The organism is Neobacillus sp. MER 74, from assembly GCF_023714155.1.
The window spans coordinates 1-13,094 of the sequence record NZ_JAMAUV010000005.1; the positions used below are offsets into that span (position 1 = coordinate 1).

The window sequence follows — 13,094 nt, forward strand, 5'->3', positions numbered from 1 at the left end:
CCGTCCGCCGCTAGACTCCGAAGAGTCTCGCTCGACTTGCATGTATTAGGCACGCCGCCAGCGTTCGTCCTGAGCCAGGATCAAACTCTCCAAGAAAGTTGATTAGCTCATTTGTTACGTTGGCTTAACTTCTTAAAAGAAGCTAAAATTTATTGTTTGTTTGCACGATTTTGTTTGTTTAGTTTTCAAAGAACAATTTTATCATCGCTCAGAAGCGACTTTATTAATATAACATAAGTTATTAAAAACTGTCAATAACTTTTTAACCGCCACTTACGAAAACATTTTTTCAATGTCTTGCAGCGACGGTTATTAATATACCAAGTATTCCTTATTAGGTCAATACGTTTTTATTCTTTTTTACAATAATTTTTTATTAAGACGATAACCTCTATGAAAAACACCCTGGCCTTTTGTCTCTATATTCACTACATCGATTAAATGTTTATCAATTAAATATTCAAGTAATACTCCCAGGTCAACAGAGTAAGGAATTAATTCCTGTTCACTCATAATTTCATTGAATAACCAAACTTCCCTGCTGCTAAGTACTTCTAAAAAATGACCTGTCCCCATTTTAGTTCTTGAATGAATCATAAACTCACTTGCAAGGAATAATAGTTCGAGTCTTTTTTCAAGCGTTTCTTCACTATACACAAGTTCCTCGTATAATTTATAAATTTCAGGCTCTATCTGTTTTACTTGATTCCAAACCGTTAACTCTGGATGAAGCCCATTTTCTAACACAGCTAACCTTGCAAGATGATGCAAGGAATGAACAACATAATTGTAGGCATCTAAAAACTGATGACTTTCAAATAAAGCTTTTCCATCCACATAGCGTCGAATCAATTTTGCAAATTCTAAACCTATTTTTATTTTGCGCCCATTAAAAGGAAAATCACGCAATTCTGTTTTTAAATTGGCTACATATTCGTTCCGATCAAAAATGATTTTGGCCTCATAAAGCCATTCAAATATTTTCCGATTCGATCCTAATAAAATCCATTCATTCAACTGCTCTTCCGTGATGATATGCATGGCTGCCTTTTTATCGTGGTAGGTATAATGCTTAATAAATAGGGGCTGCTCTGCTTCTTTGACAAGGACTAACAAGATTACATCAAATGAATCTGTTATATGACTTAACTTTTGTTTTTTTTCTACCATCAATACTCCAAGAGTATTCAATTGGCTCGCCCGTTCTTGATAAATAGGCCGAAGGATATCTTCCATCTATTATTCCTCCATTTTTTTCAGGTAGCAATATAACTTCGACAATGATAACAAATCTCCTTCTTTCTTCGGAGACAAATTTCGACATTTCTCATCCTTGCTTTTTCCTTCTTACCATAATTATGGTATAGTTTCTCTAGGAGGGAGTAACATGGCAAGATATTCGAGTAAAATAAATAAAATTCGTACCTTTGCATTATCATTAATTTTTATAGGTTTCATTGTTATGTATGGCGGGATCTTTTTTCGAACTTCTCCACTTATTATGACCATTTTTATGATTTTGGGCCTTCTTTTTATTATCGCAAGTACTATTGTTTATTTTTGGATTGGTATGCTATCAACAAAAACTATCCAAGTAACATGCCCTAACTGCGGAAAGCATACGAAAATGCTTGGTCGAGTGGATATGTGTATGTATTGTCGTGAACCATTAACCCTTGATCCTAATCTAGTAGGCAAGGAATTTGACGAGTCATATAATAAAAAATAAGAAAATAAAAGAGGAAGACTAAACCATTTTGCTAAAAAGCTACTGTGGTTAAGTCTTCCTTCTTTATTCACAAAAATCTGCTACTTTAAGGTTAATGAACCTCTTTACTTGCACATTCCGGACAGGAACCATAGATTTCCATACGGTGGTTTTCAACTTTGAAACCTGTTACATGGGAAGCTAGGTGCTCCACTTCATCTAAGCCTGGATATAGAAAATCAACTATTTTTCCACACTTTTCACAGATGACATGATAATGATGAGATGTAACGAAATCAAATCGGCTTGAAGCATCCCCAAATGTCAGTTCCTTCACAAGACCTACTTCACGAAATACTCGCAAATTATTGTAAACCGTCGCCACACTCATATTCGGAAATTTTCCTTCAAGGGCTTTATAAATATCATCTGCAGTAGGATGTGACATCGAGTTTATTAAATATTCAAGTATCGCATGACGTTGTGGAGTAATGCGTACCCCTGTTTCCTTTAAGGTATCCAACGCTTCTTTTAACTGATTCATCGCCATGCACCTTCTTTCTAAAAAATATTCTTACTTTATAATTGTTATAATTAATTTTACTAAGTAAAATGTACTTTTGTCAATATTGTTATCTTATTAACAAATAATGTTTATTATCCTTTTCCATGTAATGTTTGTTCAGATGCACTTAATTGAAAATTTACATAGCGTGCAGTTACAAACAATAAGTCGGAAAGTCGATTTAAATAAGCTAATACAAGTGGATTAACCTCTTCACCTAATCCAACAGCGCATCTTTCTGCCCTCCTTGCTGTTGTTCGCGCCACATGGAAAGCAGCACCTGCAGGATGTCCCCCTGGCAAGATAAAATTTGTTAACACTGGAATTGCCTCATTCCATTCATCAATCTGTTTTTCCAATTCTTCAACATCTGATAAAGCAAGTGCCCACTTCACTTCCATTCCTTTTGGGGTGGCCAGTTCTGCACCTACATGAAAGAGATTTGTTTGTATTTTATGATATATAGTATCAATTATTTCTTTCCCTTGAAAATTTTCCTTATTTAAATAGCTAAGAGCAAGACCAATCATTGAATTGGTTTCATCACAAGTGCCATATGCTTCCACACGTAAATCGTTTTTCGCCACTCTTTTTCCGTATATTAGTGAAGTTGTTCCTTTATCACCAGTTTTAGAGTAAATTTTCATTTATTAAACCCCCTGTTAATAAGAGCGCCTACAAGGCATTATTATGCGAGCATTTTTTTCATCATAACACCTGTCACTATATTTAGAAAACTCAAAATATAAAAACCCTTTGTATCTCCATAAAAAAAAGGGCCACTATGGACCCAAAATTTATCTGAGGAGGTATGCCCTAATAAAAGGATATTCAATCTGACGTAACTTGCATTGGACAAATGCCTTCCCTTAACAAAATAGGCTTCTGTTAAGGAATTAGCTGAGCTGCTCCCTTATGTATGATAAAGCCTCATCAACATGACCCTTGACTTTGACATTTCTCCATTCTTTCACGAGCTTGCCTTCCTTATCAATAATAAATGTAGACCTTTCAATTCCCATATATTCTTTACCAAAGTTTTTCTTTAACTTCCACACTCCGAAATTTTCTGCTAATTGATGTTCTGTATCTGCTAGAAGAAGAAAAGGCAATCCATATTTCTCGACAAATTTTTGATGACGGTCAACTGGGTCTGGACTTACCCCCAAAATAACTGCATCCACTTCAGTAAATTTTTGAATTTGATCTCGAAAATCGCATGCTTCTGTAGTACATCCTGGCGTCATATCCTTTGGATAAAAATACAAAACGATATTTGTGCCTCGGAAATTTGATAGATTTACTGTCTCGCCATTATTGGCCTCTAACTCAAAATTTGGTACTTGCATTCCAATTTTAACCGTCATCATTTACCACTCCCATATAATAATTCCTTTAGGTAAGCGTAACAAAATTCACCCATATAAAACAACTATCCTGCATCACTTATAATGTTTCCCGGTCAAACATAACTCGAGCTACAAAAGCTGCCGGTAATGTATATCCAATCAACGCCTCTGTTACTGTAATAATCCTGCCTATCCCCTGTGGAATGACATCACCATTTCCGACTGAAAATAAGGTCATCGCACTAAAATAAAAACTAGTCTCAAAAATATTCCTGTTATCTTGATTATTAACTTCCATTAGTAAGGACATGCCAATTAACTCAAAAAGTAAATAAATAAGTCCAAAGCCAAGAATAACCGTCAAATAAACTGAGCCTAAATACAAAAAATTATCAATGGATACTAACTTATCTTTAACTGTATTAGGAATAAAAAGCGTTCTTAAACTCATGAAGATGCAAAAAATAACAATTGGAAGCAAGAAAAAAAACACAATAAACCACCTCAAAATTTTACTTTTTGTAGTTTATTTCTATGCTAGCTTGGACAATAAAATATCTGTTAAAACTAATTCCCTGCTCCTCTATATTTCTTTACACCTTGATTCCAAATCATTACAGCAATGAGGAAGAAAACAACACCAATAACAGGTGTTAAAAATGAATACCAAAACCATTCCTTTTTGCCAAGGAAAAAGGCAGCGGGGTAAACACCAACAAAGGCAAATGGCAGCACCCATGTTAAGACAAATCGAATGAGTTTATTGTAAATATTTACTGGGTACCTGCCATAATTGCTAATGTTGTACATCATGGGCATTAGCGACGTACGAGCGTCTGCCCAAAAACTAATGCAGGCAATCATGATGAAAACTCCTCCATAAACAAGTGCCCCACCAATGACAAAAAGGATAAATAGAAATGGATCAAACCAATGCAATGAAAGATCCAGTCGGTTTCCGGCATAAAACATCACAGCAATTCCTGTAAGAGCTCCTAATAAGGACTCTAGTTCAAGCCTCTCAAGGATGATTTGAAAGAGACTATGGATAGGTCTGGTTAAGATTCGATCCAATTCCCCCTTCACGATATACCGTTCATTAAAATCCCAAATGTTAAAAAATGCAGAAAAAACAGCAGATGGGACGAGAAAAAATCCATAAATAAAGATGATTTCATCCCTGCTCCAGCCATTGAGTAAATTGGTATGACCAAATACAACTAATATAAAAATTAAATTTATCACTTGTGATAATAGATCTGAGAAAAATTCAACAATAATATCGGCTCGATATTGAAGTCTCGTTTTTAAATACTGTGATAGGTATTGAAAAAACATCGAAATATAGAACAACTCTAACTCTTACCCCCCTTGAATAATCAATTGTTTCTTTGCCAAGGACCAAAGAATTTGGATTGGAAAAAATAACAGTATTACCCAAACAAATTGTTGAGTGATTGCATCAATGGCCTGTGCTTGAGAAAAACCTTTGGTCACAATCATACTCGGAAAATAACTAATTCCTTGAAAGGGAAGATATTTCATCACAGCCTGGGCCCAGCCCGGAAAAAAACTAATCGGCAGTAACAGCCCAGAGAACAAATCAATGACAACACGTTTGGCTCGAATCAGCCCAGAATTATTATATATGAAGAAAGTAGTAATTCCTGTTAGTAAATTCAACTCCGTATTTATAAAGAAACTCAACAAAATGGAAATGGCAAACAATCCCCACACACTTAGATCCCACGTAAATTTAACTGGAAAGACAAAATAAACGATGATCAACCCCGGTGCCGAAAAAAAGAATAGCCTGAAAATCCCTTCCCCTAACCCTTGCATAACTTTCATCCCCAAGTAGTTGTAGGGTCTAATTAATTCAACTGCTACTTTACCCTCCATAATTTCCAGGGCCATTTCACGATCAAGGTTGTTAAAGTAAAAGGCACGGGCCATCCAGGAAACAGCAACATATGTGGTCATCTGCGTAACTGAAAGACCAACAATTTGCTCTTTATTCCCGTAAATCGCAGACCATAGAAAATAATAGGCACCAATATTAATACTATAGATTAAAATTCCCGTGTAATAATTGGTCCGGTATGCAAGCATCATTAAAAAGCGGATTCTAATCATCTCAAGGTATTTATCCACTTATACCGCACCCTTTTCATAAATATTTCGAATAATTTCTTCCGTCGACGTTTCATTTATTTTGATATCTTTTATTTTAATAGCAGCTACCAACTTGGCTATGACTTGAGAAATAACTTCATCATTATCTTCCAGCGTAGCCGTAAAGATTTGCTCTTTTTCGTCCAGGTCCCACTTTACAGGAATTTCACTGGTGAGGTGATGTACAGCAGACAGTTCGACATGTTCAAGAAACTGAAATTGAATCTCTTTCCCTTCCCCCCATTTCTCCTGAAGATTCTTTAATGCCCCATCATATATGACCTTACCTTCATCTAACATGATTACTCGCTCGCACAATGCCTCAATATCTGTTAAATCGTGTGTAGTTAAAAGGATCGTAGTCTGATATTTCTCGTTAATCTCTTTTAAAAATTCACGAATTTTCAGCTTTACAAGCACATCTAATCCAATCGTTGGTTCATCCAAAAATAATAATGGCGGATTGTGAATGAGTGCAGCAGCAAGTTCGCATCTCATTCTCTGACCTAGCGATAATTTTCTTACTGGTTTATCTAGCAGCGGTTCGATATCTAACGTGCGAATCACATGACTCATGTGGCTGTTATAATCTTCATCGGACACCTTGTACACTTTTTTCAAGAGGCGAAAGGATTCTTGAACGGCGATATCCCACCACAATTGAGACCGTTGTCCGAACACAACCCCAATTGTCTGGACAAATTTTTCTCGTTCTTTATGCGGGTTCATCCCGTTTACCACGATTTCTCCTGATGACGGAGTTAAAATTCCGGTCAGCATTTTAATGGTGGTTGATTTTCCTGCGCCATTCTCACCGATATAACCTACCATTTCACCTTTTTTCACAGAGAAATTAATATCATTAACGGCAGGAACAATTTTATAATTTCTTGTTAATAAATCCCTAAATGCTCCTTTTAAACCAGTTCGGCTGGAATATGCCTTAAATTCTTTTCGCAAATTATTAACTTCTATTACATTATTCATTTTCTCCCCCCAAAACAATGACCTAGAAATTTAGTTTAGCCAAATAAGATTGATAAAACAACAAGCACGCATTCATGAAATATCCGAATAGTTAAACAGACAAAAATTAGCTGAAAAAGTGCTAAAATGGGATAGAAGTAATTGAAGGAGGGAAATATATGAAATTTATTAATTCAGAAAGATTACATAATGAAGCACTTGAACATATTGTGGGCGGAGTAAACAGTCCATCACGTTCCTATAAAGCCGTAGGCGGCGGAGCACCCGTTGTAATGGAACGGGCTCAAGGGGCATACTTTTGGGATGTGGACGGAAACCAATATATTGACTATCTAGCTGCCTATGGGCCAATTATCACTGGTCATGCCCATCCCCACATTACTGAAGCAATCAAACACGCCGCAGAAAGTGGTGTATTATATGGAACACCCACACCACATGAAGTTAAATTTGCAAAAATGTTGAAAGAAGCCATTCCTTCGATGGAAAAAGTTCGGTTTGTAAACTCTGGGACAGAAGCTGTCATGACAACAATACGCGTTGCCCGGGCTTATACTGGAAGGGATAAAATCATTAAATTCGCAGGCTGTTATCATGGTCACTCTGACCTTGTCCTGGTTGCGGCAGGCTCCGGTCCATCTACATTAGGTACACCAGATTCTGCAGGTGTCCCAAAAAGTATTGCACAAGAAGTAATAACAGTACCTTTTAATGATATTGAACCATTTAAAGAAGCATTAGAGAAATGGGGGGACCAAATTGCTGCTGTATTAGTGGAGCCCATCGTCGGAAACTTCGGGATCGTCGAACCAAAACCTGGATTTCTACAGCAGGTCAATGACTTAACCCACGAAACAGGTGCGCTTGTGATTTATGATGAGGTCATTACAGCGTTTCGGTTTATGTACGGTGGTGCCCAAAATTTATTAGGAATCGAACCTGATTTAACCGTCCTTGGAAAAATCATTGGCGGCGGTCTTCCAATTGGCGCGTATGGTGGACGGAAGGAAATTATGGAAACAGTTGCCCCGCTGGGCCCCGCCTATCAAGCAGGAACAATGGCAGGAAATCCAGCATCCATCCTATCTGGAATTGCCTGTCTCGAAGTCCTAAAACAAGAAGGAATTTATGATTATCTAGACCGTTTAGGTGCCTTTCTTGAGAATGGGATTTTAGAGGCTGCGAAAGAATATAATATCGACATAACAATCAATCGATTGAAAGGTGCTCTAACTATTTATTTTACAAAGGAAAAAATTGAAAACTATGTTCAAGCAGAAAATACAGACGGAGAAACATTTGCAAAGTTCTTTAAGCATATGCTCCATCAAGGCATAAATCTTGCTCCATCCAAATATGAGGCATGGTTTTTAACAATCGCACATACAGTTGAGGATATTGAGGCTACTTTACATGCAGTAAGAAATGCATTTTCTTTACTCTCGAACGAATAAATATACAATTTTTATGCACAAAAGGAAGTGGAAATCACTTCCTTTTATTCTTTTAAACCCTTTGAAAACGTTTACATTAACATATTCACTAATCAAATCAGTGCCTTTTATCCACTATTTTCTTATCCAAAATAATGTATATTTATTTGATTTCTGAAAATTCTTATGATACTATTAAATTACTAATTTTTTAATTTATCCTTTAACTATATACCCCGTTAAAGTGACAAACGAATACACAACCACGAATTTATACTTAAACTTTTAGTTTCATAGGAGGTGAATGGCCTTAGTAGATTACTGCTAAAGCCTAATATGATGACACAAAAATGGACCCCTTCCCTATTTAAAGATTTCCACAATCAAGAACATGATGCTTGCGGAATCGTTGCATGTCTTGAAAAATCTAAGCGTCCAACTAGAAAAAATATATTTGATTGTATAGACGCGCTTGTGACCATGAATCATCGCGCTGGATTTATAAATGGTGAAGGCGACGGTGTCGGCATTCATACCGATATCCCAGTGGAGCTTTGGAAAGAAAAATTGCTTCAAGCAGGTCAAGAACCAACACTTGCTGAAAAAGAAGAATTTGCTGTTGGGCATGTTTTTATTAGTCAAAAAGTAAACTGGAAAACTACCAAACAGGAATTACTTAATAAGCTAGAGAAATACGGCTTTGATGTAGTATTTGAATCAGATCAAGTAACGGATTCTTCTGCACTTGGCCCAATCGCCATCCAGGAAAACCCTATTTTCTGGCAATTTGCCTGTCTTTCTTCAATAACTGGCCAAGAATTAACCAAGAGCCTTTTCGAAGTATTAATTGATTTTGAATCAAATGATCAAGTTCATGTTGCTTCATTAAGTCACAACCATGTCGTATACAAGGTAATGGGTGCAGGAGATATTCTCCCACGTTTCTACCATGACCTTGCGAATCCACTTGTGGCTTCAACCATGACACTTGGACATAATCGTTATTCTACAAATACTTTATCAAGCTTCTTCAGAGTACAGCCATTTAGTGTTCTTGGACATAATGGAGAAATTAATACCATTGCCAAACTTCGAGATGAAGCAAGAATGATTGGTGTACCCCTTGTCAAAGATGGCAGTGACTCTCAAGATTTAAGCCGGACAATGGAAACATTAATTTGCCGCGAAGGTTTTTCATTATTTGAAGCAATCGATGTATTATTCCCGCCAATTATCAATGAAATTAAGGCATATCCTGAAAATCTTCAAGATTTATATACTTACCTAAGAGAAGCATGGGGGCATTTTGCTCAAGGTCCTGCAGGGATTATTTCAAGATATGGTGATGAAGCCGTATTTAGTGTTGATGCACTAGGACTCCGTCCGCTGTGGATGCTCGAGACAGAAAGCTCTTATTTATTTTCCTCTGAACCAGGAATCATTTCTTCGAGCGAATATGTTAACGAACCAAAGCCTTTAGCACCAGGTGAAAAGGTTGGCTTTAAATGGAATGGTGAAACGCTGGAGGTTTTTGAGCAAGATCGTTTTCAAACTGAAGTCTATTCCCGTTTTTCTGAAAAGCTAAATATTAGTGAAGTTAGGGCTCGTTTGCTACCTCCTTCATTAGGAAAAACAGTTACGATGACATATCCTGACAAAATCCATAATGGACAATATAAAGCATTTGGCTGGGAACGAGATCATATTCAATTAATCGAACAAATGGCGGAAAAAGGTGTGGAACCAATTCGATCTCTTGGTCATGATGCACCACTAGCTGCACTTAATCCAGAAAGAAAAAATATTGCTGATTATTTTAAAGAAAGTGTTGCGGTTGTAACGAATCCTGCAATTGACCGGGACCGTGAGACTGAACATTTTTCAACACGTGTCATTATTGGAAAGCGTCCAACTCTATTCAATAAAGAACATAGCGAAACAGTTATTGAATTAACTACCCCTTTATTATTGGAAGGGAAAGCAGGCTATGACTTATCTGAGAGTTTAAATCAACCAAGTTTTGATCAAGTTGTCTCTCATTTTCAGGCACGGAAGCTTGTAACTTTTATTGCTGCTACATTCAGTAAAGAAGAAAAACTAGAGCAAGCGTTAGAAAGACTTGCAAATGAAGCCGTTCAGGCAGTTCAAGCAGGAAAAACTTTACTTGTTCTTGATGATGCAAAAGCACATCAGGAAGATTCTTATTGGATTGATCCGCATTTAGTAACTTCAGTCATTGATCAGGCACTTGTTAAAGCAGAAATAAGAAGAGAATGTTCTTTAGTCCTACGTTCTGCTGCAATTCGTTCACTTCATGACATCATTACGGCATTCGGATTAGGTGCAGACTTAATCAGCCCTTACTATATGTTCCTAACGGTTCTTGACGAGACATCAAAACCTCTAATAAACCTTTATAGTGCACTTACTAAAGGGCTAGAAAAAGTAATTTCAACAATTGGTATTCATGAACTACGCGGATACGGCCGATTATTCTCAAGTATCGGCTTACATGAGGATATTGCCAATCTATTAAACATTGTTAACTTTTTTGGTTCGAAAGAACTTGAAACTGATTTTGAAGCAATGAAACTTGATGCTTTATCAAGAGCCGAAGATTATCACAATGAAAAGGAAAGAGTCGGAAAGACTTTCCATCTCTTCCCACGGATTTGGAAGGCAATTGGTGAAGTAGCATCTACTGGGGATTACGATGTTTATCGTGATAAAATCACCGAACAAGAAACAGAGAATCCAACAACGATCCGTCATTTAATTCAGCTTAAACCAAGTAATAAACAGTTAGTACCAGAAGATGTCGACCTTCGTGTCGGTGACCATGATTTACCGTTCATTATTTCTTCCATGTCCTTTGGTTCTCAGAATGAAACAGCATTCAGAGCCTATGCCGAAGGTGCAGACCGTTTAAATATGGTTAGCTTAAATGGTGAAGGCGGAGAAATTAAAGATATGCTCGGTAAGTATCCAAAAACAAGAGGTCAGCAGATTGCCTCAGGAAGATTTGGTGTAAATGCTGAACTTCTTAACTCTTCTAACCTATTAGAAATTAAAATTGGTCAGGGGGCAAAGCCTGGTGAAGGTGGTCATCTTCCAGGTTCGAAGGTTACAGCAAAGGTTGCTGAAGCACGTAATGCAACCCTAGGTTCCGATTTGATCTCTCCATCTAACAATCACGATATCTACTCAATTGAAGACTTAGCGCAAATGATCTTAGAATTGAAGACGGCAAATGATCAAGCAAAAATTGCAGTTAAAGTCCCTGTTGTACCGAACATTGGAACAATTGCAGTTGGTATTGCAAAAGCAGGAGCAGATATTATCACTTTGAGCGGATTCGATGGCGGAACAGGTGCTGCAAGAATTCACGCACTACAGCATGTTGGATTACCAGTTGAAATTGGCGTAAAAGCTGCCCATAATGCCCTGCTTGAAAGCGGCCTTCGTCACAAAGTAGAACTTTGGGCTGACGGCGGTATGAAAAGTGCAATGGACGTTATGAAAATTATGCTCCTTGGTGCTAACCGTGTTGGCTTTGGGACATTATCGATGCTGGCAATTGGTTGTACGACCTGCCGTGGCTGCCATTTAGATACTTGTCACGTCGGTATTGCCACTCAAATTGAATCAGAAGCACAGGCAAAAGAACACGGTCTACGACGTTTTGTGCCAAGACAATTAGATTTAGCTGTACAAGGAATAATGAATCTCTTTACTGCATTTGCAACAGAATTAAAGAGTCTATCGGCTTCAATTGGAGTTCGCAATCTACAAGATGCAGTTGGTCGTTCTGATTTATTAGAGCAAATGAAAGGCCAGGGTCAACTTAGCCTCTCTTATTTGCTAAAACCATTAGAAATCAGCCAATTTGCTAAAACAGAAGCGTCAAAATCAATTGAAGAGGTGCAAATGCAAGTAGCTGTCGGAGCAGAGTACTTAGATGGCAGTGTGGATCAATTACACTCTTCTCGTGAATTTACTAGTGTTACATCCGAACAGCGAGTACTTGGAAGTCGTGTATCTTGTCACCGTGTCCGCGGCAGACTAGATGGTTCTTATAAGCAGTTACCATCGGTTCAGCTTAATTATAAAGACGGTTCCATTCCTGGAAATGGCTTAGGTGCCTATAATAGTGAAGGAATCGAAATCACTGTTAATGGCGGCGGTCAAGACGGCGTTGGAAAAACATCCTTTGGTGGGAATATCCAAATATTGAAATCAAAAGGTAAGAATGGTCAATACTATAATGGTTCGGTAGGAAAAGGGTTCGGCTATGGTGCTCAAAAGGGACTTCTTATCGCGCAAGGAAATGCAGACGCAAGAGCCGGAATACGACTTTCTGGTGCAGATTTAATCATCGGTGGTACAGTTAAAAAGCCACTTCCGGAAAATGAAGGTGGGAATATCGGTTCAAATGCAAATATCAAAGGGTTTGCCTTTGAATATATGACAAATGGCCGCGGCCTTGTACTCGGTGACCCAGGTCCATGGATTTGCGCAGGAATGACAGGCGGGGTTGTTTATATTCGTCAGCAGCCAGAAATGGGATTAACTAAAGAAGCCATTCAGAGAAGAATTGCTAAAGGTGCAAAAGTTTCAATTGTTGATCTAAATGAAAAGGGCAAACAGGATATTAACGAACTTTTAGGTAAATATACTGACCTGCTCGAACAGAATGGTCAGACAGTGGAAGCACAGCAACTTCGTGCACTACTAACGAATGTTGAAAATCACTTTGTGCAAGTACTTCCTGTCAAAGAACAAGCTGATCCATCTGTATCTACAGAATGATTTATAGAAACAAGTTTAAGGACGTCCGCTTTTTTAGCGGACGTTTTTTATTCCAACTTTTTTTTACA

General features: G+C 37.6%; 11 protein-coding genes and 1 rRNA gene. 3 read left to right on the forward strand and 9 right to left on the reverse strand.

Annotated elements, in window-relative coordinates; genetic code table 11:
- A 16S ribosomal RNA gene (locus tag M3610_RS10570) occupies positions 1-96 on the reverse strand; the annotation flags it as partial.
- 264 nt (positions 97-360) lie between these two features.
- Positions 361-1,236 carry a nucleotidyltransferase-like protein gene (locus tag M3610_RS10575; protein WP_251459024.1) on the reverse strand — a complete coding sequence of 292 codons (876 nt, stop codon included), beginning with the start codon at positions 1,234-1,236 and terminating at the stop codon, positions 361-363.
- Between the two features lie 151 nt (positions 1,237-1,387).
- On the opposite strand from M3610_RS10575, the gene M3610_RS10580 reads away from it, so the two are divergent.
- Positions 1,388-1,729: a YgzB family protein gene (locus tag M3610_RS10580; RefSeq protein WP_098576222.1), complete on the forward strand. Its 342-nt coding sequence runs from the start codon at positions 1,388-1,390 to the stop codon at positions 1,727-1,729.
- A 91-nt stretch (positions 1,730-1,820) separates the two neighbouring features.
- Here M3610_RS10580 and perR read toward each other — a convergent pair whose 3' ends face one another.
- The 7 genes from perR to M3610_RS10615 all read right to left on the reverse strand — a co-directional run bounded on the left by perR (position 1,821) and on the right by M3610_RS10615 (position 6,784).
- Positions 1,821-2,258 (reverse strand): peroxide-responsive transcriptional repressor PerR, encoded by a 438-nt coding sequence (perR, locus tag M3610_RS10585; protein ID WP_026564336.1) that lies wholly within the window; start codon positions 2,256-2,258, stop codon positions 1,821-1,823.
- A gap of 107 nt (positions 2,259-2,365) precedes the next feature.
- Positions 2,366-2,920, reverse strand: a complete 555-nt coding sequence (locus tag M3610_RS10590) for a cob(I)yrinic acid a,c-diamide adenosyltransferase (RefSeq protein ID WP_251459025.1) — start codon at positions 2,918-2,920, stop codon at positions 2,366-2,368.
- A gap of 249 nt (positions 2,921-3,169) precedes the next feature.
- Positions 3,170-3,640: a thioredoxin-dependent thiol peroxidase gene (gene bcp / locus M3610_RS10595; protein WP_251459405.1), complete on the reverse strand. Its 471-nt coding sequence runs from the start codon at positions 3,638-3,640 to the stop codon at positions 3,170-3,172.
- A 79-nt stretch (positions 3,641-3,719) separates the two neighbouring features.
- Positions 3,720-4,115 carry an ion channel gene (locus tag M3610_RS10600; protein ID WP_306460612.1) on the reverse strand — a complete coding sequence of 132 codons (396 nt, stop codon included), beginning with the start codon at positions 4,113-4,115 and terminating at the stop codon, positions 3,720-3,722.
- 74 nt (positions 4,116-4,189) lie between these two features.
- Positions 4,190-4,975: an ABC transporter permease gene (locus tag M3610_RS10605; RefSeq protein ID WP_251459026.1), complete on the reverse strand. Its 786-nt coding sequence runs from the start codon at positions 4,973-4,975 to the stop codon at positions 4,190-4,192.
- A gap of 9 nt (positions 4,976-4,984) precedes the next feature.
- Positions 4,985-5,776 (reverse strand): ABC transporter permease, encoded by a 792-nt coding sequence (locus M3610_RS10610; protein ID WP_251459027.1) that lies wholly within the window; start codon positions 5,774-5,776, stop codon positions 4,985-4,987.
- Positions 5,777-6,784 carry an ABC transporter ATP-binding protein gene (locus M3610_RS10615; RefSeq protein WP_251459028.1) on the reverse strand — a complete coding sequence of 336 codons (1,008 nt, stop codon included), beginning with the start codon at positions 6,782-6,784 and terminating at the stop codon, positions 5,777-5,779.
- Positions 6,785-6,942: 158 nt separating this feature from the next.
- Between M3610_RS10615 and M3610_RS10620 the strand changes: the two genes are divergently transcribed.
- Together M3610_RS10620 and M3610_RS10625 are read left to right on the forward strand one after the other, a co-directional pair.
- Positions 6,943-8,238, forward strand: a complete 1,296-nt coding sequence (locus M3610_RS10620; protein WP_251459029.1) for a glutamate-1-semialdehyde 2,1-aminomutase — start codon at positions 6,943-6,945, stop codon at positions 8,236-8,238.
- A 318-nt stretch (positions 8,239-8,556) separates the two neighbouring features.
- Positions 8,557-13,026 (forward strand): glutamate synthase-related protein, encoded by a 4,470-nt coding sequence (locus M3610_RS10625; RefSeq protein ID WP_251459409.1) that lies wholly within the window; start codon positions 8,557-8,559, stop codon positions 13,024-13,026.
- Positions 13,027-13,094 lie beyond the last annotated feature (68 nt).

Coding starts and splice junctions, on each gene's coding strand:
- M3610_RS10575 (WP_251459024.1), bottom strand. CDS start 1,236: ATGGAAGATATCCTTCGGCCTATTTATCAAGAACGGGCGAGCCAATTG.
- M3610_RS10580 (WP_098576222.1), top strand. CDS start 1,388: ATGGCAAGATATTCGAGTAAAATAAATAAAATTCGTACCTTTGCATTA.
- perR (WP_026564336.1), bottom strand. CDS start 2,258: ATGGCGATGAATCAGTTAAAAGAAGCGTTGGATACCTTAAAGGAAACA.
- M3610_RS10590 (WP_251459025.1), bottom strand. CDS start 2,920: ATGAAAATTTACTCTAAAACTGGTGATAAAGGAACAACTTCACTAATA.
- bcp (WP_251459405.1), bottom strand. CDS start 3,640: ATGACGGTTAAAATTGGAATGCAAGTACCAAATTTTGAGTTAGAGGCC.
- M3610_RS10615 (WP_251459028.1), bottom strand. CDS start 6,784: ATGAATAATGTAATAGAAGTTAATAATTTGCGAAAAGAATTTAAGGCA.
- M3610_RS10620 (WP_251459029.1), top strand. CDS start 6,943: ATGAAATTTATTAATTCAGAAAGATTACATAATGAAGCACTTGAACAT.
- M3610_RS10625 (WP_251459409.1), top strand. CDS start 8,557: ATGACACAAAAATGGACCCCTTCCCTATTTAAAGATTTCCACAATCAA.